We start from the raw sequence: 21,155 nt of genomic DNA on the forward strand, positions 1-21,155 counted from the left end.
GGCTCAGACCAGGCGGCGGCCCGCCCGCCACACCTCCCGGGCCAGCGGGACGCCCGGCCGGTAGGCCAGGTGGACATGGCTGGGGGCGTCGAGCAGCACCAGATCGGCGCGGGCGCCCGGTGCCAGGCGGCCGACGTCGGTGCGGCGCAGGGCCGCCGCACCGCCCGCGGTGGCCGACCACAGGGCCTCGTCGGGGGTCATGCCCATGTCCCGGACGGCCAGGGCGATGCAGAAGGGCATGGACGAGGTGAAGGACGAGCCCGGGTTGCAGTCGGTGGACAGGGCGACCGTGGCACCCGCGTCCAGCAGGCGACGGGCGTCCGGCCACCGGGCACGGGTGGAGAACTCGGCGCCCGGCAGCAGCGTGGCGACCGTGCTCCCGTTCGCCAGGGCGTCGACGTCCGCGTCGGTCAGGTGGGTGCAGTGGTCGGCCGAGGCGGCTCCCAGCTCCACGGCCAGCTGCACGCCGGGGCCGAAGGAGAGCTGGTTGGCGTGCACCCGCGGCACCAGGCCCCTGCCCATGCCCGCCGTGAGCACCGCCCGCGCCTGGTCCGCGTCGAAGGCGCCCTTCTCGCAGAAGACGTCCACCCAGCGGGCGTGCGGGGCGCAGGCGTCCAGCATCGGGCCGGTGACCAGGTCGACGTAGGCCGCCGGGTCGTCCGTGTGCTCGGGGGAGACCACATGGGCGCCGAGGAAGGTCACCTCGTCGGTGTGGCGGGCGGCGATGCGCAGGGCGCGGGCCTCGTCCTCGACCGTCAGCCCGTACCCGGACTTGGTCTCGAAGGTGGTCGTGCCCTGGCGCAGCGCCTCGCCCAGGTAGCGGGTGAGATTGGCCTCCAGCTCCTCGTCCGAGGCGGCGCGGGTGGCCGCCACCGTGGTGCGGATGCCGCCCGCGGAGTAGGGGCGGCCGGACATCCGGGCGTGGAAGTCGGCGGTCCGGTCGCCCGCGAAGACCAGATGGGAGTGGGAGTCGACGAAGCCGGGCACGCAGGCGCGCCCCCCGGCGTCGTGGGCGGTGTCGGCGGCCGGGGCCCCTGCCGCGGGCCCGGCCCAGGCGACGGTCCCGTCGCCGTCGATGACGAGCGCGGCGTCCGCCACGACGCCGAGGGGGCTGAGGTCGCCCAGGGTGGGGTCGTTGGTGACGAGACTGCCGATGCCGGTGAGGAGCGTGGTGGTCATGGGTCCAATCCGGGGGCCGGGTGCGGGGCCGGGGGTCGGGTTCGGCGGGGGCGCGGGGTCAGCCGCGCAGGGCGGAGACGGCGGCGGCCAGGGCGGCCGCCGGGTCGGGGACGCGGGTGTGCCCGTGGTCCCGGACGATCCGGGCGCCGCCCACCACGACGTCCCGCACGTCCGCGGCGCTCGCCGCGAAGACCGCGGTCTCGGCGGCGAGCCGGGGCTCCGGGCCGGCGGTGCGCACGGAGTCGAGGGCGACGGCGGCGAAGTCGGCCGGCGCGCCCGCCGCCAGGCGGCCCGCGCCCTCCCAGCCCAGGGCCCGGTGGCCGTCCTCGGCGGCCGCGCGCAGCAGGGCGGCGGCCGTCCAGTGGCCCCGGGTGCGGCTGCGCAGGCGCTCGTTGAGCTCCAGGGCGCGGGCCTCCTCGAAGGGGTCGACCACGGCGTGGCTGTCGCTGCCGAGCGAGAGCGGCGAGCCGGCCGCCTGGAGGGCCGGGGCGGGGCCGATGCCGTCTGCGAGGTCCCGCTCGGTGGTGGGGCACATGCAGGTGCCGGTGCCCGAGGCGCCGACGAGCGCGATGTCCTCGTCGGTCAGGTGGGTGTTGTGGACGCCGGTGGTCCGCGGCCCGAGCACGCCGTGGTCGGCGAGCAGCCGGGCCGGGGTGCAGCCGTGCGCGGCGAGGCAGGCCTCGTTCTCGGCCGTCTGCTCGGAGAGGTGGACGTGCAGCGGCGCGGCGCGCTCGGCCGCCCAGGCGGCGACGGTCGCCAGCTGGTCGGCGGGAACGGCCCGCACGGAGTGGACGGCCGCCCCGATACGGGCGTGCGGGGACTCCTTCAGCGCCGCGGCGCGCCCGGCCCAGGCCTCGGCCGTTCCGTCCGAGAAGCGCAGCTGGTGGGGGCCGGGGGGCTCGCCGAAACCCGCCGAGAGGTAGGCGGTGTCCAGCAGGGTGATCCGGATGCCGGCCTCGGCCGCCGCCGCGATCAGGGCCTCCCCCATGGCGTTGGGGTCCGCGTAGGGCGTCCCGCCGGGCGCGTGGTGGACGTAGTGGAACTCGCCGACGGCGGTGACGCCGGCGAGTGCCATCTCCGCGTAGGCGGCGCGGGCGAGCGCGAAGTAGCTGTCCGGGGTGAGCCGGTCGGCGACCCGGTACATCACCTCGCGCCAGGTCCAGAAGGTGCCCGAGCCGGTCTGCACGGTGCCGCGCAGGGCCCGGTGGAAGGCGTGCGAGTGGGCGTTGGCGAGCCCGGGGAGGGTGAGGCCCCTCAGCACCTCGGCGCCGGGCGGCGGCGCCGGGGTGCCGGTGCGCACCGCGGCGATGCGGTCGCCGGAGACCTCCAGCACGACGCCGGGTTCGACCCGGTCGCCGAGCCAGGCGTGCTCCAGCCAGTAGGCGGTCATCCGCACGCGAGTCCCTCCAGTACGTCGGCGAGCGCGCGGACACCGGCGACGCAGTCGTCCTCGGCCGCGTACTCGGCCGGGGAGTGGGAGACGCCGGTGGGGTTGCGCACGAACAGCATGGCGGTCGGCACCGAGGCCGAGAGGATGCCCGCGTCGTGCCCGGCGCCGGTGCCCAGGACCGGGACGGAGCCGCCGAGGATCCGGCCGATCTCGTCGCGCAGGGCGTGCTCGAACTCGACGACGGGCGTGAAGGACTCCCGCACCACCGCCACGTCGGTGCCGTCGCGCTCGGCGCGCTCCCTGGCGGCCTGCTCGACCGCGGCCAGCACGGTGTCGAGCGCGGCCTGGTCGGGGGCGCGGGAGTCCAGCCAGCCCCGCACCAGGGAGGGGATGGCGTTGACCCCGTTGGGTTCGACGGCGACCTTGCCAAAGGTGGCCACCGCGCCCGCCAGTTCGGCCTCCCGGCGGGCCGCGAGCACCGTCTCCGCGTAGGTCAGCATCGGGTCGCGGCGGTCGGCCAGCCGGGTGGTGCCGGCATGGTTGGCCTCCCCGCGGAAGTCGAACCGCCACCGCCCGTGCGGCCAGATCGCGGAGGCGACGCCGACGGCGTCGCCGGTGAGGTCGAGCGCCCGCCCCTGCTCGACGTGGAGTTCGACGAAGGCGCCGATGCCCGCCAGCCGCTCCGGGTCGGGCCCGATGGCCTCGGGGTCGTGGCCGGCCGCCTCCATGGCCTGCGGCAGGCTGACGCCGTCGGCGTCGCGCAGGGCGAAGGCGGTCTGGCGGGTCAGCTGCCCGGCGGCGAGCCGGGAGCCGACGCAGGCCAGCCCGAAGCGGGCGCCCTCCTCGTCGCCGAAGTTGGCGACGGCCAGCGGCCGGGTGAACCGCGCCCCCCTGCGGCGCAGTTCGTCGAGCGCGGCGAAGGAGGACACGACGCCGAGCGGGCCGTCGAAGGCCCCGCCGTCGGGTACCGAGTCCAGGTGGGACCCGGTGACCACCGCGTCACCGACGGTCCGGTCGCCGAGCCAGGCCCACTGGTTGCCGTTGCGGTCGGTCTCGCAGAGGAGGCCGCGGGCCTCGGCCTGGGCCCTGAACCAGGCGCGGCAGTCGGTGTCCGCGCCGGTCCAGGCGTAGCGGCGGTAGCCGCCGGAGCCCGGATGGCGGCCGACGGGGGCCAGGTCGGCCCACATGCGGTGGAACGAGTCGCTCACGCCTGCTCCTGCCCGCCCTCGCGCATCGGCACGCGCACGCCCTTGGCCTCGGCGACCGACTCCGCGAGGTCGTAGCCCGCGTCGACGTGGCGGATGACGCCCATGCCGGGGTCGTTGGTGAGCACCCGGCGGATCTTCTCGCCCGCCAGCGGGGTGCCGTCGGCGACGGTGACCTGGCCCGCGTGGAGGGAGCGGCCCATGCCGACGCCGCCGCCGTGGTGGAGGGAGACCCAGGAGGCGCCCGAGGCCACGTTGACCATGGCGTTGAGCAGAGGCCAGTCCGCGATGGCGTCGGAACCGTCCCGCATGGCCTCGGTCTCGCGGTACGGGGAGGCGACCGAGCCGCAGTCCAGGTGGTCGCGGCCGATGGCCAGGGGGGCGGTCAGCTCGCCGCCGGCGACCATGTCGTTGAAGCGCTCGCCCGCCCGGTCGCGCTCCCCGTAGCCCAGCCAGCAGATCCGGGCGGGCAGGCCCTGGAAGCTGACCCGCTCCCCCGCCATCCGGATCCAGCGGGCCAGCGACTCGTTCTCCGGGAAGAGGTCGAGGACGGCCTTGTCGGTGCGGGCGATGTCGGCCGGGTCTCCGGAGAGCGCGGCCCAGCGGAAGGGGCCCTTGCCCTCGCAGAACAGGGGCCGGATGTAGGCGGGGACGAACCCGGGGAAGTCGAAGGCCCGCGCGTAGCCGGCGAGCTTGGCCTCGCCGCGGATCGAGTTGCCGTAGTCGAAGACCTCGGCGCCCGCGTCCATGAAGCCGACCATCGCCTCGACATGGCGGGCCATGGACGCGCGGGCGCGGTCGGTGAACCCCGCGGGGTCCTTGGCGGCGGCCTCGGCCATGTCCTCGAAGGCGGTGCCGGCCGGAAGGTAGGACAGCGGGTCGTGCGCGCTGGTCTGGTCGGTGACGATGTCGACCGGCGCGCCCTCGGCGAGCATCCGCGGCAGCAGCTCGGCCGCGTTGCCGAGCAGGCCGATGGACAGGGGGCGGCGGGCGTCGCGCGCCTCCACCGCCAGGCGCAGGGCCTCGTCGAGCGAGCCGGCCCTGACGTCGAGGTAGCGGTGCTCGATGCGGCGCTCGATGGCGCGCGGGTCGCAGTCGATGCACAGGGCGACGCCGTCGTTCATGGTGACGGCCAGGGGCTGGGCACCGCCCATGCCGCCGAGGCCGGCGGTGAGCGTGATGGTCCCGGCGAGGGTGCCGCCGAACTTCTTGGCGGCGACGGCGGCGAAGGTCTCGTAGGTGCCCTGGAGGATGCCCTGGGTGCCGATGTAGATCCAGGAGCCGGCCGTCATCTGGCCGTACATGGTCAGGCCCAGCTGCTCCAGGCGGCGGAACTCCTCCCAGGTGGCCCAGTCGCCCACCAGGTTGGAATTGGCGATGAGGACCCGCGGGGCCCACTCGTGGGTCTGCATCACGCCCACGGGGCGGCCGGACTGGACGAGCATCGTCTCGTCCTGCCCGAGGGTCCGCAGGGTGCGCACCATGGCGTCGAAGGAGCGCCAGTCGCGGGCGGCCTTGCCGGTGCCGCCGTAGACCACCAGCTTGTCCGGATGCTCGGCGACCTCGGGGTCGAGGTTGTTCTGGAGCATCCGCAGGGCGGCCTCCTGCTGCCACCCCAGGGTGCTCAGCGACGTACCGCGCGGTGCCCGTACGGGGCGGGGTCCTGACATGGGCAGGTGCCTCCTCGACAAGCCGGCATGGACCGGGTGTGAATCAGGTATTCACATCCTGATGGGATGAATAGTTCTAGTCAACAGCTGCGGCGGGTCCGGACCGGTGATTGGCTGGCGCCCATGACCTCCGACCTCCGGGACCGGGCCGTCCGCGCGGCCGTGGAGCAGGGGCTCCTCGGCGGGGAGCAGCCGGTGACCGCCCTCCTCGACGTGGCCGGACTGCGCGCCTCCGCCGCCGCCCTGCGCGCGGCCTTCGCCGCGGTGACCGGCGCGCCCGTGCTGCACGCCTTCGCGGTGAAGGCCGCGCCGCTGGTGCCGGTGCTCGCCCTGCTGCACGCCGAGGGCCTCGGGGCGGAGGCGGCCAGCCCCGGGGAGCTGGCGATCGCCCGCGCCGCCGGGCTGCCCCCGGAGCGGATCGTCCTCGACTCCCCCGCCAAGACCCGCGCCGAACTGCGCGAGGCACTCGCCCTCGGCGTCGCGGTGAACGCCGACAACCCCCAGGAACTCGCCCGGCTCGACGCCCTGACGGCCGCCGCGCCCACCGCGTCCCCCATCGGACTGCGCGTCAACGCGCAGGTCGGCGGCGGCAGCATCGGCGCGCTCTCCACGGCGACGGCCACCTCCAAGTTCGGCTTCCCCCTCACCGACCCCGGGGCCCGGCGGCACCTGGTCCGCACCGCGGTGGACCGCCCCTGGCTGACCCGGCTGCACACCCACTCCGGCTCCCAGGGGATGGCCCTGGACCGGATGGCCGACGCCGTGGAGGCCGCGTACCTGCTCGCCGAGGAGATCAACGCGGCGGCCGGGGAGCGCCGGATCGACACGGTCGACATCGGCGGCGGGCTCCCCGTGAACTTCGCCTCCGAGGCGCACACCCCCTCCTTCCGGGAGTACGCCGAGCTGCTGGCCGCGCGGGTCCCGGGCCTGTTCGACGGGCGGTACGGGCTGGTCACCGAGTTCGGCCGCTCCCTGGTCGCCAAGCACGGCCTGGTCCTCGCCCGGGTCGAGTACACCAAGAGCGCGGGCGGGCGGCCGATCGCGGTCACCCACGCCGGGGTGCAGGTCGCCACCCGCACGGTCTACGCACCGGAATCCTGGCCGCTGCGGATCGCCGCCTACGACGCGGCCGGCGAGCCGCGCACCGGTCCGCCCGTGGAGCAGGACGTGGCGGGACCGGCGTGCTTCGCGGGCGACCTGCTCGCCGAGCGGCGCCCGTTGCCGCTGCTGCACCCGGGGGACGTGGTGGCCGCGCTGGACACCGGGGCGTACTGCTTCGCCAGCCACTACGGCTACAACAGCCTGCCCAGGGTCGCCGTCCACGGCTGGACCGAGGGCCCCGGGGGGATCTCCTTCGCCGCCGTCCGCGAGGCCCAGGCACCCGGCGAGATCGTCGCCGAGGCGGGGGCCGGCCACCGGGACGCGCTGCTGCCCCGGCCCTCGGCCCGGGGGCGGCTGTCGGACCCGGGTGATTCCATGAAGGCATGACAGCCCGCAGCATCGTCGTCGAGCAACTCGTCCAGGCGCCCCCCGGCCCGGTGTGGGAGGCCATGACCGACATCGACAGCTGGGAGGAGGTGCTCACCGGGGTCGACCGGGTCCAGGTGCTGACGCCCGGCGGGTTCGGCGTGGGCACCCGCTGGCGGGAGACCCGCCGGATGCTCGGCGCGGAGGGCACCGAGGAGATGGCGGTCACCGCGTGCGAGCCGCCCGAGCGCTATGTGGTGGAGGCCGACTCGCACGGGACGCACTACGTCTCGGAGTTCCTCCTGCTGACCGCGGGAGAGGGCGCCACGACCGTGCGCATGACCTTCTCCGCCGCGCTCCCCGACGGCCCCCGGGGCCTGCTCGCCCGCCTCCTCGGCCCGATCGGGGCCCGCGCCGCGCGCCGCGCGATCGCCCGGGACCTCGCGGACATGGCACGGGCGGCGGAGGCGCGGCGCCCCTGAGGGGGACGCCCCGCGGGGCCCGGGCCGCCGGGGGGCCGCGGCGGGGCCTCGGGGCGGCGGCGCCGCGGAGCCGGGCCCGGGGCCCGGCGTGAATCCGGCCGGAAACCACCGCTTCGGCGGACGTCTCGCCGCGTTGTGCGCATAAAGGGCGCGGAGCGTACAGCCTTCGGGGCAAGTCCCGATGGAAAATGCCAGAACTGCCTCCCCGGCACAGCACGTTGCGTAACCTCTCCGTCACCGGCGCGCGCCATATGTGCACGCCGCACCGAGGTGGGGAGGGAGATCCACGTGCCCGGAATCGACGAGTGCCTGCTTCAGGCCATGGTGGTGCCCGGAGCACGGGGCGCGACGATCGTGGACTGGACCAGCGGACTCGCCCTGGGCGCCATCGGGGAGAGCCCCGGCGGCGACGTGGAGGCGACGGCGGCGGAGACCGCCGAGATGGCCCGCATGGCCACCGAGTACCAGTCGTTCTCGCCCCAGGCGGCGCAGCGCCCCGGCGAGGCCCCCGCCGAGCGGGGAGCCGGGGCGAAGGGGTTGCCCGTCGAGGACGTGATCGTCACCACCAGCTCCGGCTACCACGTGATGCGCTTCGTGGAGACGACCTTCGACAGCAGCGTCTTCCTGCACCTGTGGCTCGACCGGGACACCGGCAACCTCGCCCTGGCCAGACTCCGGATGGCCGACATCGCCGAGCGGCTGGTCCTCGCATGAGCACCCCGACGGCCGCCGTCTCCCCGACGCTGACCCGGCTCGCGGAGGAACGGGCGACGGGCGTACTGGTCCGGGACCACGGCGCCCTGTACCTGGCGGACGGCCAGGTGGTGCACGCGGAGAGCCCCGCGGCACCCGGCCTGGACGTGCTGCTCATCGCGGGCGGCCGGCTCGGGCGCACCGGCTGGGACGACGCCGTCGCCCGGGCCGGCGCCCGCCGCGAGGTGGGCCGCTTCCTCGTGGACAGCGGGCAGGTGACCGGCGGGGAGCTGGAACTCTGCCACCTCGCCGCCCTGCACGACGCCGCGTTCTTCACCCTGGCCCCGGCCGGAGGCCCGACCCGCTTCCGCTACGGGGTCGCCCACTGGATGGGCAGCATCCGGCCCGTGCCCGCCGCGGACGTCGCCCGCGAGGCCAGTCGGCGACGGGGGCTGCTGGAGGCCCTGTGGCCCTATCCCGGTGTGGACACCGCACCACTGCGCCCGGCGCCGGCCTCCCCCGGCGCGTCCCGCAGGCAGCGGGCGCTGCTCGCCCTCGCCGACGGCGTGCGCACCCCGCCGGCGATCGCGCGGGTGATCGGACGGCCCGCGTTCAACACGCTGGTGGAGGTGCGGCGGATGGCGGCGGCGGGGCTCGTCGAGACCCCGCCCGACCCGGCCTGCACACCTCGCGCCCGGCTCCCCGACTGGGTCCCGGACTTCTCCGACGACCCGGACATCGCCCTGTTACGCCGGCTCCGCGACGCACTGGAGGCAAGCCTGTGATTCACCGCCCGACCCACCGGGCCCAGCGCGATCCGTCATGAGGCGCGCGCTGCGGCTGCGCGCCGAGAGGAGACTGCTCATGACGGCAGAGGCCGACGTACTGGGCGAGATCAGGAGGCTGCGGGCACGGGTGCCGCAGCTGACCGGCGCCCTCGCCGCCAGCTCCGACGGGCTGGTCCTGGCCGCGGACACCGCCGAGGCGGAGGGCGTGGCCGCCCTCACCGCCGCCGCGCTCGGCGTGGGGCTGCGCCTGACCGAGGCGACCGGGCAGGGCGGCTTCAAGGAGCTGCTCGTCCGCGGCGAGCGGGGCTATGTGGCCACGTACGCGGCCGGGGCCTCCGCGGTGCTCACCGTGCTGGCCGAGCCCCGCATCAACGTCGGCCGACTCCACCTGGAGGCGCGCCGCACCGGCGCCCGCATCGGCGAACTCGTCGACGGCGCCCTGGAGCGGACCCCGGAGGGCTGACCCCCGGTCCGCGGGAGCATCCCGGAGCCACCGCCCCACCCCACCCCGTCCGACCCGTACCACCCGTGCGTCCGGCACGCGCCGCACGCACACCCGGCAGAACCAGAACAGCAAGACCAGACGGAAGGAACGTACGCCTGCCATGGCCAACACCGAGACCGCCCTCAAGGAAGCCCTCACCATCGAAGGGGCGGTCGGTGCCGCCCTCGTCGACTACTCCAGCGGCATGGCCCTGGGAACCATCGGAGGCGGCAAGGAACTCGACCTGAACGTCGCCGCCGCGGGCAACACCGACGTGGTGCGCGCCAAGGTCCGCACGATGGAGCACCTGGGCCTCAAGGAGGACATCGAGGACATCCTCATCACCCTGGGCACCCAGTACCACCTGATCCGGCTGCTGAAGAGCAGGACCTCGGCCGGGCTCTTCCTCTACCTGGCGCTGGACAAGGACCGGGCCAACCTGGCGATGGCCCGCCACCAGCTCCGGAAGATCGAGAACGAACTGGAGGTCTGAGGTACCGGCGCTCGGCCGCTCCCCGCGGTCAGGCCCGGCGCCGCGCCCCACCGGGCGCGGCGTCGCCCGCCGCGATCCCCGTGGCGCGGAAGCCCCTGGCCTTCGGGCCCACGGGCCCGCCGGGGAGCCAGTCCGTGCGCACCCACAGCAGGGTCTCGGCCGCCTGCTCGCGGCGGCCGATCCACACCGCCTTGGCCCACAGCCCGGCCGCCGCTCCGGCCAGCACCGCCCCGCCGGCGGCGGGCACCGCGAACGCGGAGGCCACGGCGGCGAGGAAGGCCGCCGACAGCCACCAGCGCAGGGCCCGGCGGCGCAGCCGGAGCGTCACCCGCCGGTCCTGGAGCAGGTCATGGCGCCCCGCACGGGTGGCGCTCTCCGCGAAGTGGGTGTAGCGCCCGCGGCGGAACAGGGCGACCGCGGCGGCCGCCACCAGGAAGAGGGCGGCCCCGGCCAGTACGCCGATCCGGCGGCCGGTGAGCCCGGGCAGCGCCAGCCCGACGGCCGCGGCGACCACGCCCAGCCACCACAGCGGGGCGGCGGGGGCGCGCACCGCCACGGCGACCCGGGCGAGCGACCGCGTCCCCCGCTCCCGGGCCGCGGGGCGCACCCCGGGCCCGGCCGCCGCGGCGGCCTCCTTCTCCGGCCTGCTCCGAAGCCGTCCGCGTGCCACCTGCCGCTCCCTCCTCGGAATGCGTGTCCGGCCCGGGAGGATAGCGGCCCCGTCTGAGCGGCGCATGAGAGCGGGCGGCGCGGTGCGGTGCGCAGGGACCGCGCCGGTCGACGGACGGTCCGCGCTGTCAGTCCACGAACAGTCCGCGCTCCGCCGCCTGCGCGTCGAAGTCCTCCAGGCGTGCCTGGGCGTCGGGCAGCCCGTCGCAGAGGGCCTCCAGCAGCACCCGGCCCAGCAGCATGGGCGCGCAGGCGGTGTCGAAGGCCAGTCCCGTGCCGACGGGGGCCGGGATCAGCAGGTCGCTGTGGGCGGCGACCGGCGCGAAGGCCGAGTCGGCGACGGTCACCACCGTCAGGCCGGCGGCCCGGGCGTGCTCCAGCGCTTCCACGACCTCCCGCGGATGGCGCGGCAGCGCGAAGCAGAGCAGGACGCTCGCGCCCGCCCGGCGTGCCGAGTCGATGCGGTCGGCGAGCATCGAGCCGCCCTCGTCGAGGAGCCGTACGTCCGGGTGCACCTTGGCGGCGAAGTAGGCGAAGCCCCGCGCCTGCGAGGAGGCGGCCCGCAGTCCGAGCACCGGTAGGGGGCGGGAGGCGGCGAGGAGCCGGCCGGCCCGCTCCACCGGCTCGGGGTCGGCCAGCAGCGCGGCCAGGTGGTGCAGGTTCTCGATCTCCGCGTGTACGGCCTGCTGGTACTCGTTCGGCGCGTCCTGGGGCACCGGGGCCGCCTCGGGGGGCGCCACCTCGCGCAGGTGGCGCCGCAGCGCCGGGTAGCCGTCGAAGCCGAGGGCCACGGCGAAGCGGGTCACGGACGGCTGGCTGACCCCGGCGAGTTCGGCCAGTTCCACGCTGGACAGGAAGGGCACGTCGGCGGCGCGACGGACCATGCTGTGGGCGATGCGCCGCTGGGTCGGGGTCAGCCGGTGCCCCTCGAAGAGCTCCTGGAGCCGTGCGGCAGGGCCCTCGCTCACGCGCTTCGCCCTCCTCCCGGCCCGGTATTCAGTCATCGAGAACTCTGCATGACCTTATACAGGGCGGCAAGCGGTACGCCCGGGTAGGTCCGGGCCCCCGGCCCCGGAGCCACCGCGCCGGGCGGGCCGAGGCCGCGGGCGCGGCGGGGACAGCCCCCGGTCCTCCCGGGGGCTGTCCCCAGTGACGGGGCGCCGCCCGGGACATAACGTCGTCGCATGGATGCCCGCGACAAGGAGCTCGAGAAGGAGCTCGCCGCCACCCTGGACGCCCGCCGCGAACTCGGCGAGGACTACGACGCGGCCCTGGTCGAGTCGTTTCTGGAGAAGGTCGAGCAGCGGCTCGACACCACCGTCGACCGCCGCGTGCGCAGGCAGCTCGCCGAGCAGCAGATGGTCGTCGCGCGCGGCGGCACCCGCCCCGGGGGCCGGGACGCGGAGCACGGCTTCGGCGGCCGCTACGGCGTGGCCGTCGTGACGCTGGTGCTGGCGATCCCGCTCTCCGCGATCGGGGCCTCCCACGCCGGCCTGCCCGGACTGCTCGTCACCTGGCTCGGCATCGTCGGGGTCAGCACCGCCCACGCCTCACGGCGCTGGCCGTGGCAGCGCGACCGCCGGGGCACGGGGGACGAGTCCGACGCCTGAGCCGGGCACCGCGAAGGGGCGCGCCCCCGGGGTGCGCGGTCGCGGCGCCTTGGACGGGGGGGGTCGTGCGCGGGGGGTCGTGCGCGGGGGGTCGTGCGCGGGGGGTCGTGCGCGGGGACCGCCGCACCCCCGGCCGTGCCGGGGGGCGGGACGACGGCGGTCCCCGCGAGGGACACGGACCGGGTCAGGACCGGTCGGCGCGTCCGGGCGTCCTGGAGGTCCGGGAGCCGCTCCGTCTGTCCTGGACGCCGTCTTGTCGGGTGGGTTCACCTGCCCGGTTCCCCTGCCGACGCCGACCACTGTGCCGGGCGCGTGTTAAGCCGGTGCTGCGCGGACGTGACGCGCTCGTACCGGTTCCGCGAAGCCCGTCCGACGGCACGTCACACGGACGCGCGGCCCACGCTCCGCGGCTCCCGGGGCAGCCGCCCGGACTGCCCCGGGTCCGCCGTCACTTGGCCTCGCCCGCCAGGAACGCGAGCAGGTCCTGACGGCTCACCACACCGGTGGGCTTGCCCTCCACCAGCACGATCGCCGCGTCCGCGGACTCCCCGAGCACCGACATCAGGTCGGCGACCGGCTCACCCGAGCCGACCTGCGGCAGCGGCGCGGACATGTGCTTCTCCAGGGGGTCGCCCAGCGAGGCGCGCTTGGTGAACAGCGCGTCCAGCAGCTCCCGTTCGACCACCGAGCCGACGACCTCCGCGGCCATCACGTCCGGGTGGCCCGCGCCGGGCTTGACGATGGGCATCTGGGAGACGCCGTACTCGCGGAGCACCTCGATGGCCTGACCGACCGTCTCGTCCGGGTGCATGTGCACCAGGCTGGGCATCGCGCCGCCCTCCTTGTGGCGCAGCACGTCGGCGACGCTGGCGCCGCCGCTCTCCAGGAAGCCGTAGTCGGCCATCCACTCGTCGTTGAAGATCTTCGACAGGTAGCCGCGGCCGCTGTCCGGCAGCAGGACCACCACCACGTCGTCGGGGCCGAGCCGCTCGGCGACGCGGAGCGCCGCGACGACCGCCATGCCGCAGGAGCCGCCGACGAGCAGCCCCTCCTCCTTGGCGAGGCGCCGGGTCATCTGGAAGGAGTCCTTGTCGGAGACCGGGACGATCTCGTCGGTGACCTCGCGGTCGTAGGCACTGGGCCAGAAGTCCTCACCCACCCCCTCGACCAGGTACGGACGCCCGGAGCCGCCCGAGTAGACCGAGCCCTCGGGGTCGGCTCCGACGATCTTCACCGCGCCGGAGCTGACCTCCTTGAGGTAGCGCCCGGTGCCCGAGATGGTGCCGCCGGTGCCGATGCCCGCGACGAAGTGGGTGATCCGCCCCTCGGTCTGCTCCCAGAGCTCGGGGCCGGTCGTCTCGTAGTGCGAGCGCGGGTTGTTGGGGTTGGAGTACTGGTCGGGCTTCCAGGCCCCCGGCGTCTCGCGGACCAGGCGGTCGGAGACGTTGTAGTACGAGTCGGGGTGCTCGGGGTCGACGGCGGTCGGGCAGACCACGACCTCGGCACCGTAGGCACGCAGCACGTTGATCTTGTCGGTGGACACCTTGTCCGGGCAGACGAAGATGCACTTGTAGCCCTTCTGCTGGGCCACGATCGCCAGGCCGACGCCCGTGTTGCCGCTGGTCGGCTCGACGATCGTGCCGCCGGGCTTCAGCTCGCCGCTCTGCTCGGCGGCCTCGATCATCCGCAGGGCGATCCGGTCCTTCACCGAACCGCCCGGGTTGAAGTACTCGACCTTGGCCAGCACCGTCGCCGTGATGCCGTCGGTCACGTTGTTCAGCTTCACCAGCGGGGTGTCGCCGACGAGGCTGATCATCGAGTCGTGGATACGCACTGTCTTCTCCGGGGTCTCCGTCATGATGCCGCCAGCGTATGCCGGATGCGGGGGTGATTGGGCGACGTGCACAACGGGGCAGTTACGTCTTGTAGGGGCGAGACTGCGGCCTGAGACGGCCGCGAGGAGGTGGCTGTGTCCAGGGCGAGGGTGGCCAGGCGGATCGCGGCTGGCGCGGCGTACGGAGGCGGCGGCATCGGGCTGGTGGGCGTGGCCGCGGTCGGGGTGCTGCTCGCGGAGGTCCAGCTGGCGAAGCGGTCGGTGGGCGGGGGCACCGCACCCGTCCCGCCGCGCGGCGACGGGCTGTACGGCCTGTCCTTCGGCCGCGAGAACCCCCTGCACCTGGCCGTCCTCGGCGACTCGACGGCGGCGGGCCAGGGGGTGCGCCGGGCCGGGCAGACCCCGGGGGCACTGCTGGCCTCGGGGCTGGCGGCGGTGGCGGAGCGGCCGGTGGAGGTCCGCAACATCGCCCTGCCGGGTGCGCAGTCCGACGACCTGGAGCGCCAGGTCACCCGGCTGCTGGCCGACCGCTCGCGCACCCCGGACCTCTGCGTCGTCATGATCGGCGCCAACGACGTCACCCACCGGATGCCCGCCACGCAGTCGGTGCGCTGCCTGGCCGCGGCGGTGCGCAGGCTGCGCACCGCCGGTGCGGAGGTGGTGGTCGGCACCTGCCCCGACCTCGGCACCATCGAGCCGGTCTACCAGCCGCTGCGCTGGCTCGCCCGGCGGGCCAGCCGCCAGCTGGCGGCGGCGCAGACGATCGTGGCGGTGGAGCAGGGCGCCCGTACGGTCTCGCTCGGGGATCTGCTGGGCCCCGAGTTCGCCGCCAATCCCCGGGAGATGTTCGGGGCGGACAACTACCACCCCTCGGCGGAGGGGTACGCGACGGCGGCGATGGCCATGCTCCCGACGCTGTGCGCCGCGCTGGGCCTGTGGCCGGAGGGCGACGCCCTGGAGGCGGACCGCCACGAGGACCTGCTGCCGGTGGCCCGTGCGGCGGCCACGGCGGCCTCGGAGGCGGGCACGGAGGTGACGGGGGCCCGGGCTCCCTGGGCGCTGCTCAAGCACCGCAGGCGCCGCCGTCTGCCCGCGTCGGAGGCCGGCGAGGGCGCGGCGCAGGGGGCGGCCGTCGCCGGGGCGCCCGCCGACCGGGCCCCCGGGGGCGGTCCGGGCCCCGGAGGAGGCCGCGACCGGGGGGCGGACCGGAACCCTCCGGACCGGGCCCACCGCCGCTGAGGGCCGCCCGACCGGGCCGGGGTGGGGCCGGGGTGGGCCCTGGGCGGGGCCGGCGGGGCGGGGCCGGGGCGGCGGGCTTTCGCCGCCGGAACGGCGGCGCGCTCCGGAGCCGGACATGGCACACTGGACTGAGCAAGCGCACGCTTAGAAAAGAGGCCCGCATCACACGGCCCGCGCCGTGACCGCGGGCATACGTACGGGTAACTTCCCAGTGAGCCGACCTCCCTCCCCTCATGGAGCCGTGATGCCCGAAGCCGTGATCGTCTCTGCCGCCCGCTCGCCCATCGGCCGGGCCTTCAAGGGCTCCCTGAAGGAGCTGCGGCCCGACGACCTGACCGCGACGATCGTCCAGGCCGCGCTCGCCAAGGTCCCCGAGCTCGACCCGCGCGACATCGACGACCTGATGCTCGGCTGCGGCCTCCCGGGCGGCGAGCAGGGCAACAACCTGGGCCGGATCGTGGCCGTGCAGATGGGGATGGACCACCTGCCAGGCTGCACCGTCACCCGGTACTGCTCCTCCTCGCTCCAGACCTCGCGCATGGCCATGCACGCCATCAAGGCGGGCGAGGGCGACGTCTTCGTCTCCGCGGGCGTCGAGATGGTCTCGCGGTTCGTCAAGGGCAACTCCGACACCCTGCCGGACACCCACAACCCGCTCTTCGCCGAGGCGGAGGCGCGCACGGCCGCGGTCGCCGAGTCCGAGGGCTCCACCTGGCACGACCCGCGCGAGGACGGCCTGGTCCCGGACGCCTACATCGCCATGGGCCAGACCGCGGAGAACCTGGCCCGCCTCAAGGGCGTCACCCGCGAGGACATGGACGCGTTCGGCGTCCGCTCCCAGAACCTCGCGGAGGAGGCCATCAAGAACGGCTTCTGGGAGCGCGAGATCACCCCGGTCACGACCCCGGACGGCACCGTGGTGTCCAAGGACGACGGCCCCCGCGCCGGCGTCACAATGGAGGGCGTGCAGGGCCTCAAGCCGGTCTTCCGCCCCGACGGCCTGGTCACGGCGGGCAACTGCTGCCCGCTGAACGACGGCGCCGCCGCCCTCGTCATCATGAGCGACACCAAGGCCCGGGAGCTGGGGCTCACCCCGCTCGCCCGGATCGTCTCCACCGGCGTCTCCGGGCTCTCCCCCGAGATCATGGGGCTCGGCCCGGTCGAGGCGTCCCGGCAGGCCCTGACGAGGGCCGGGCTGACCACCTCCGACATCGACCTGGTCGAGATCAACGAGGCCTTCGCCGCGCAGGTGATCCCCTCCTACCGCGATCTCGGCTTCGACCTGGACAAGGTCAACGTCAACGGCGGCGCCATCGCCGTCGGCCACCCCTTCGGCATGACCGGCGCCCGGATCACCGGCACGCTGATCAACAGCCTCCAGTTCCACGACAAGCAGTTCGGCCTGGAGACGATGTGCGTCGGCGGCGGCCAGGGCATGGCGATGGTCGTCGAGCGCCTGAGCTGACCCGGCTCCGGGGCTCCGCGCGACCGCGGTCGCGGCCCGCGGAGCCCCGTTCGTGACTCAATCTCCCCCAGGATGTGACCTATCTCCTGGGGGAGCAGCCTTTTCGCAGGTCACAGCAGTTACCCGGCCAAACCTGAAGCCCAAAGTCCTGTCCGTTTCGTGACGTAATGCACTGACAGACCGGGGTGGCTCATCGCAAGCTGATGCTAGGAAAGTCGGGGGTGTCGATTGAAACCGGGAGTACGTCAGTGAGCGCCATGTCTCTTGCCCTGCTGCTGACCACGGCCGCCGCCACGGCCGTGGGCGCCGCTGCCCTGCACGCCGCCCACGGGCTGCGCAAGCAGGTCACCGCCCTGCGCGAGGAGATCGCGGAGTCCCACGCGAGCGGCCGCAGCGTGCCACTGCCCGGTGCCCGCACCGGCGACGCCGCCGAGATACGCGCGGCCGTCGCCGAGGCGCTGGCCGAGGAGCGGGAGCGGGAGCTCGCCGAGGCCCGCGCCTTCTGGGCCGCGCAGGAGGCCCGGGACGCCGCCGACGCCTCCGCCCGCTTCCCCGGCGACGCCTCCCCGCTCGGCGGCATCGTGGACGCCGCCGAGGACACCACGCCCTTCTACGTCCCGCGTCAGGCCGATTTCGCGGGCCTGGAGGCGATGGACCTGGAGGCCGTGGAGGCGCTGGACGACATGGCGGACCTCCCCGAGTCCACCGAGTTCGCCGAGGACTCCCCGGAGCTGGCCGCCGCCCGCCGCCGCCACCCCTCGCACCCGGACTTCGTCCCGGTGCGCACCCCGGTGGTCACCGACCACGAGCGCACGGTGGCCCGACTGGAGGCGCTGGCCGAGGACGGCACCGAGCTGGCCGACGTGCGCCCCGGGCCGCTCGGCACGCTGGACGTGTACGTCTTCACCGACGGGACCACGCTGTGCATGACGCCCGGGCACCGCGAGACCGCGGAGCGCCTCGCCGACGCCGTCCGCGCGGGCAGCTCGCCGGTCCTCCTCGGCGGCTCCGGGGTGTCGGGTGCCTACGCGCTCACCTTCGCCTGCGGCGGGGAGAGCGTCTACATCCTCGCGGACCGCGTGATCGCCTCCCACTGACGGCCGACCCGCCCGCGGAGCCCGCCTGACCACGGACCCGGCCGCAGAGCCCGGCCGGCCGCGGAGCCGGGGCCGGGGCCGGGGCCGGGACTAGAAGCCGGCCCGCCGACCGGCCGACACCACCAGCGCGACGGCCGCGTCGCGTTCCGCCGCACCCTCGGGGCCGGCGACCCGCAGCACCTCGGCCAGATCCTGGCCCGCGACCAGCAGCTGGTCGGCGACGGCGAACACACCCGCGTCCGGCATGGTCCGCAGCGGGTCCGCGGCACCTTCCAGACGCTGGGCGCGACGGGACAACTCCCTGGCGAGGGCCAGCCCCTCCGCCGCGGCCCCCTGCTGCAGACGGCTCTGCGGGGCGGCCCTCAGACGGTCGGAGAGGCGCTCCACACAGGCGTCGAATTCCGTCGTATCAAGCACCCCGCGACCCTACGCGTCCCCGCGGGAGTGTTGCCAACGCGGGCACTCTCGGGCACCGTGGCGTCAAGAGCACCATGTGCACTGCGTCCGGAGGCGCCGATGTCCCATGTCTTCTCCGAAGAGACCCATCGCAACCTGATCTCCCGCATCCCGGAGTGCACCGGTCGTGACATCTCCGACTGGCTGCGCACCGTCGACGAGGGCCCCTCGCTCTTCCGCTTCGAGGAGAAGGTGAGCTGGCTCCGCGGCGAGCACGACCTCTCCTACGGACACGCGAAGGCGATCATCCACGAGCACGACCTGAGGCGGGCGGCCCGCAAGCTGCTCTGAGGGCCGGACGGGGCCGGGGCGGTGGACCCCCGGCCCCGTCCCGCCCGGCGCACGCCGGAGGAAGGAGCCCGGGCACCCGCGCCGCTCGGCGGAGCGCGGTGCCGTCCACGATTCCCCGCCCCGGGCCCTCGCGCCCGGTGCTCCCACCGGCGGCCGGGTGCCGGTGACAGCGGAAGGGCCCGCCCTGACGGGCGGGCCCTTCCTCGTGCCGGCTGCGCCGCGGGGACGCGGCGCTCTGGCCGTGCGTCAGTCGTCGCCCTGGAGGATGGACAGCAGACGCAGCATCTCCAGGTAGATCCACACCAGGGTCAGCGTGAGGCCGAAGGCCGCCAGCCAGGACTCCTCGCGCGGCGCGCCGTAGGCGATGCCGTCCTCGACCTGCTTGAAGTCCAGGGCGAGGAAGCAGGCGCCCAGGATGATGCCGATGACACCGAACAGGATGCCGAGGGCACCGCTGCGGAAGCCGAGCCCGTCACCGCCGCCGATCACGGCGAAGAGCAGGTTCACGGCCATCAGCAGCACGAAGCCCATGGCCGCGGCCATCACGAAGCCGTAGAAGCGGCGCGTGACGCGGATCCAGCCCATCTTGTAGGCGAACAGCACACCGGCGAAGACCGCCATCGTGCCGAGCACGGCCTGGGCCACCACACCGTCGGCGATGTAGGTGGACACCGCGCTGGAGATCACACCGAGGAACACGCCCTCGAAGGCCGCGTAGGACAGGATCAGCGCGGGCGAGGCCTTGCGCTTGAAGGACTGCACGAGAGCCAGCACCATCGCGACCAGAGCGGCCCCGATGGCGATGCCGTACGACTTGCCGAGGTTGTCCCCGTCCACGGGCAGCAGCACCCAGGACAGGACAGCCGTGAGCACGACCGTGCCCAACGTCATGGCGGTCCGCGTGACGACGTCGTCGATCGTCATCACGTCCGCGCGGGCGGGGGCCTGCGGCGGGGCGCCGAGCGTGGCGTCGGCGGTGGCGTAGGGGTTGGTGGCGTACGGGTTGCCCGCACCCTGGGCGTACGGATCGGCACCTGCGGCGGGGCCCCCGGCCTGCGACTGCTGCGCGTTGAAGCCGGCATAGCCGTTGTCGCGGCTGAACCCCCGTCGCGAGAAGACCGGGTTACTGCTCCTCATCTCACTCCTCCATGGCCGCCGGGCGCGGCCTTGACCCAAGAGTAATAGGCAAGCAAAGGGAACACTCTAGTGCCCGAGGAGGATCTTTAGGAGATCGTGTCCACCCTGGGCGAACGCCCGCCCGTTCCGCGGGGCCCCGGGCGGCCCCGCGGAGCCGGATGTCCTCCGGACGGGTGACGCCGCGTCGCGCCCCCCGGGCGCCCGTCCGGGTGAGCCGGGCCCGGCGGCCGGGCGCCGGACCGGGCCCCCGAGGCTCCCGAGGCCCCCGTAAGCGCACACCACAGGGCGGAGCGCAGCCCACTTCGGTCATGCCTCGATCAACATTGGCCATTAGCGATCACCCTCCGCCGGGCGCCCCGTCGGCGGCCTACGGTGCCAGAACCGAATGTGCCGGGGGCAACTCCGGCCCACCGCACACCAGAAGGGGAGACAGCGTGGCGAGTGTGGAAGTGTCGCTCAAGGAGATGATGACCGGGATCGAGGGCGCTCTCGGAGCGGCCGTGGTCGACTACACCAGCGGAATGGCGCTGGGCACCCTGGGCGGGGGCGGCGATCTCGACCTGACGGTCGCCGCCGCGGGGAACACCGACGTGATCCGGGCCAAGGTCCGCACGATGGAGCAGCTGGGCCTGCGCAGCGAGATCGAGGACATCCTCATCACGCTCGCGGGGCAGTACCACCTGATCCGCCTGGTCGGCGGCCGCTCCGGGCACGGGCTGTTCCTCTACCTCGTATTGGACAAGGGCCGCTCGAACCTCGCGATGGCCCGGCACCAGCTGCGCCGCGTCGAGGAGCAACTGGAGGTTTGACACCTACCCGAGTCCGGCCCTTTTCTACGCCCATGATGTGAAGAATTCTTCAAGTCGCCACATCAGCAAGATCCCAACTCACGGATCACGGAGACCGTGCTCCCTGAGGATGGATCGCCAGGTAAGGGCAGGTTCTGCGGCGGCACACCGGGGTGCCGCCGCACCCAGGACGTCATCCCCCACCCGCCAGGGAGCGAGCGCGCATGCAAGTACCCCTCTACCAGGCCAAGGCGGAGTTCTTCCGCATGCTCGGGCATCCGGTGCGCATCAGGGTCCTGGAGCTGCTCCAGAACGGCCCCGTACCGGTGCGGGACCTGCTCGCCGACATCGAGATCGAACCGTCCAGCCTGTCGCAGCAGCTGGCCGTGCTGCGGCGCTCCGGCATCGTGGTCTCGATCAGGGAGGGCTCCACGGTCAGCTACGCGCTCGCCGGAGGCGATGTCGCGGAACTGCTGCGGGCCGCCCGACGCATCCTCACCGAGCTGCTGGCCGGGCAGAACGAGCTGCTGGCGGAACTCCGCCAGACCGACGCCGCCCCGCCCGTGTCCGGAGTCCGCCGATAGGTAGGTCCCGGCACGGGCGGGCGGTCCGCGCGGCGCCCGGAGCCGTGCGGGTGAGCCGGGGGCGGGCACCCGGACCCGGCCCCGGCGGGCGGCGCCGCCCGCCCGGCCGGTCGCAGCCCGGCAGCGGCGGACGG

22 protein-coding genes are annotated in these 21,155 nt (G+C 74.7%); 13 read left to right on the forward strand and 9 right to left on the reverse strand.

The genetic code is table 11. The features are described from left to right. Positions 1-3: 3 nt before the first annotated feature. Genes hutI through hutU form a run of 4 tightly spaced genes read right to left on the reverse strand, consistent with a single transcriptional unit; the run spans position 4 to position 5,444 of the window. Positions 4-1,179: an imidazolonepropionase gene (gene hutI / locus ACGF15_RS27990; protein WP_345615158.1), complete on the reverse strand. Its 1,176-nt coding sequence runs from the start codon at positions 1,177-1,179 to the stop codon at positions 4-6. A 58-nt stretch (positions 1,180-1,237) separates the two neighbouring features. Beyond that, positions 1,238-2,569 carry a formimidoylglutamate deiminase gene (locus tag ACGF15_RS27995; protein WP_345615157.1) on the reverse strand — a complete coding sequence of 444 codons (1,332 nt, stop codon included), beginning with the start codon at positions 2,567-2,569 and terminating at the stop codon, positions 1,238-1,240. After that, positions 2,566-3,756 carry an allantoate amidohydrolase gene (locus ACGF15_RS28000; RefSeq protein WP_392803015.1) on the reverse strand — a complete coding sequence of 397 codons (1,191 nt, stop codon included), beginning with the start codon at positions 3,754-3,756 and terminating at the stop codon, positions 2,566-2,568. Before ACGF15_RS28000 ends, ACGF15_RS27995 begins: the two co-directional genes overlap by 4 nt. A 17-nt stretch (positions 3,757-3,773) precedes the next feature. Further along, positions 3,774-5,444, reverse strand: a complete 1,671-nt coding sequence (hutU, locus tag ACGF15_RS28005) for a urocanate hydratase (protein WP_392802951.1) — start codon at positions 5,442-5,444, stop codon at positions 3,774-3,776. A 123-nt stretch (positions 5,445-5,567) separates the two neighbouring features. On the opposite strand from hutU, the gene ACGF15_RS28010 reads away from it, so the two are divergent. The 6 genes from ACGF15_RS28010 to ACGF15_RS28035 all read left to right on the forward strand — a co-directional run bounded on the left by ACGF15_RS28010 (position 5,568) and on the right by ACGF15_RS28035 (position 9,851). Beyond that, entirely contained in the window at positions 5,568-6,932 is a 1,365-nt protein-coding gene (locus ACGF15_RS28010; RefSeq protein WP_392802954.1) for a diaminopimelate decarboxylase, read from the forward strand. Beyond that, on the forward strand, positions 6,929-7,393 hold the full coding sequence (locus tag ACGF15_RS28015) for an SRPBCC family protein (RefSeq protein WP_362606577.1): 465 nt from the start codon (positions 6,929-6,931) through the stop codon (positions 7,391-7,393). Before ACGF15_RS28010 ends, ACGF15_RS28015 begins: the two co-directional genes overlap by 4 nt. A gap of 288 nt (positions 7,394-7,681) precedes the next feature. Continuing rightward, positions 7,682-8,107, forward strand: a complete 426-nt coding sequence (locus tag ACGF15_RS28020) for a hypothetical protein (protein ID WP_345615153.1) — start codon at positions 7,682-7,684, stop codon at positions 8,105-8,107. Beyond that, complete coding sequence (locus ACGF15_RS28025) at positions 8,104-8,871, forward strand: DUF4388 domain-containing protein (RefSeq protein WP_345615152.1); 768 nt, start codon at positions 8,104-8,106, stop codon at positions 8,869-8,871. Before ACGF15_RS28020 ends, ACGF15_RS28025 begins: the two co-directional genes overlap by 4 nt. A gap of 37 nt (positions 8,872-8,908) precedes the next feature. Beyond that, positions 8,909-9,337 carry a roadblock/LC7 domain-containing protein gene (locus tag ACGF15_RS28030; RefSeq protein ID WP_345615151.1) on the forward strand — a complete coding sequence of 143 codons (429 nt, stop codon included), beginning with the start codon at positions 8,909-8,911 and terminating at the stop codon, positions 9,335-9,337. Between the two features lie 142 nt (positions 9,338-9,479). Next, entirely contained in the window at positions 9,480-9,851 is a 372-nt protein-coding gene (locus tag ACGF15_RS28035) for a hypothetical protein (RefSeq protein ID WP_256525822.1), read from the forward strand. A 28-nt stretch (positions 9,852-9,879) separates the two neighbouring features. Here the strand turns inward: ACGF15_RS28035 and ACGF15_RS28040 are convergent, their stop codons facing one another. After that, a complete protein-coding gene (locus tag ACGF15_RS28040; RefSeq protein WP_345615214.1) occupies positions 9,880-10,458 on the reverse strand; it encodes a hypothetical protein in 579 nt (192 codons plus the stop codon). A 190-nt stretch (positions 10,459-10,648) separates the two neighbouring features. Beyond that, positions 10,649-11,488: a MurR/RpiR family transcriptional regulator gene (locus tag ACGF15_RS28045; RefSeq protein WP_345615150.1), complete on the reverse strand. Its 840-nt coding sequence runs from the start codon at positions 11,486-11,488 to the stop codon at positions 10,649-10,651. A gap of 216 nt (positions 11,489-11,704) precedes the next feature. Here ACGF15_RS28045 and ACGF15_RS28050 point away from each other — a divergent pair, with 216 nt between their 5' ends. Beyond that, complete coding sequence (locus ACGF15_RS28050) at positions 11,705-12,130, forward strand: hypothetical protein (protein ID WP_392802961.1); 426 nt, start codon at positions 11,705-11,707, stop codon at positions 12,128-12,130. A gap of 448 nt (positions 12,131-12,578) precedes the next feature. Here ACGF15_RS28050 and ACGF15_RS28055 read toward each other — a convergent pair whose 3' ends face one another. Next, on the reverse strand, positions 12,579-13,964 hold the full coding sequence (locus ACGF15_RS28055; protein WP_362606656.1) for a cystathionine beta-synthase: 1,386 nt from the start codon (positions 13,962-13,964) through the stop codon (positions 12,579-12,581). Positions 13,965-14,114: 150 nt separating this feature from the next. Between ACGF15_RS28055 and ACGF15_RS28060 the strand changes: the two genes are divergently transcribed. The 3 genes from ACGF15_RS28060 to ACGF15_RS28070 all read left to right on the forward strand — a co-directional run bounded on the left by ACGF15_RS28060 (position 14,115) and on the right by ACGF15_RS28070 (position 17,765). Further along, positions 14,115-15,203, forward strand: a complete 1,089-nt coding sequence (locus ACGF15_RS28060; RefSeq protein ID WP_392803019.1) for an SGNH/GDSL hydrolase family protein — start codon at positions 14,115-14,117, stop codon at positions 15,201-15,203. 244 nt (positions 15,204-15,447) lie between these two features. After that, positions 15,448-16,668, forward strand: coding sequence for an acetyl-CoA C-acetyltransferase (locus tag ACGF15_RS28065; RefSeq protein WP_392802964.1), 1,221 nt, complete (start codon positions 15,448-15,450; stop codon positions 16,666-16,668). A 257-nt stretch (positions 16,669-16,925) separates the two neighbouring features. Further along, positions 16,926-17,765, forward strand: a complete 840-nt coding sequence (locus tag ACGF15_RS28070; protein WP_345615212.1) for a hypothetical protein — start codon at positions 16,926-16,928, stop codon at positions 17,763-17,765. A 90-nt stretch (positions 17,766-17,855) separates the two neighbouring features. Here ACGF15_RS28070 and ACGF15_RS28075 read toward each other — a convergent pair whose 3' ends face one another. After that, positions 17,856-18,182 carry a hypothetical protein gene (locus ACGF15_RS28075; protein ID WP_392802967.1) on the reverse strand — a complete coding sequence of 109 codons (327 nt, stop codon included), beginning with the start codon at positions 18,180-18,182 and terminating at the stop codon, positions 17,856-17,858. A 99-nt stretch (positions 18,183-18,281) separates the two neighbouring features. Here ACGF15_RS28075 and ACGF15_RS28080 point away from each other — a divergent pair, with 99 nt between their 5' ends. Continuing rightward, positions 18,282-18,512, forward strand: coding sequence for a DUF4287 domain-containing protein (locus ACGF15_RS28080; RefSeq protein ID WP_256525827.1), 231 nt, complete (start codon positions 18,282-18,284; stop codon positions 18,510-18,512). Between the two features lie 246 nt (positions 18,513-18,758). On the opposite strand, the gene ACGF15_RS28085 is transcribed toward ACGF15_RS28080, so the two are convergent. After that, positions 18,759-19,649 carry a Bax inhibitor-1/YccA family protein gene (locus ACGF15_RS28085; RefSeq protein WP_345615145.1) on the reverse strand — a complete coding sequence of 297 codons (891 nt, stop codon included), beginning with the start codon at positions 19,647-19,649 and terminating at the stop codon, positions 18,759-18,761. 434 nt (positions 19,650-20,083) lie between these two features. On the opposite strand from ACGF15_RS28085, the gene ACGF15_RS28090 reads away from it, so the two are divergent. Both ACGF15_RS28090 and ACGF15_RS28095 read left to right on the forward strand, forming a co-directional pair. Next, positions 20,084-20,458, forward strand: coding sequence for a hypothetical protein (locus ACGF15_RS28090; RefSeq protein WP_256525829.1), 375 nt, complete (start codon positions 20,084-20,086; stop codon positions 20,456-20,458). A 203-nt stretch (positions 20,459-20,661) separates the two neighbouring features. Continuing rightward, the gene (locus ACGF15_RS28095) at positions 20,662-21,021 is read left to right on the forward strand and encodes a helix-turn-helix transcriptional regulator (protein WP_256525830.1); all 360 of its coding nucleotides are present in this window, start codon (positions 20,662-20,664) and stop codon (positions 21,019-21,021) included. Positions 21,022-21,155: the final 134 nt, after the last annotated feature.

This window comes from Streptomyces sp. NPDC048001 (assembly GCF_043203115.1).
In the GTDB taxonomy this organism is placed as follows: domain Bacteria; phylum Actinomycetota; class Actinomycetes; order Streptomycetales; family Streptomycetaceae; genus Streptomyces; species Streptomyces sanyensis.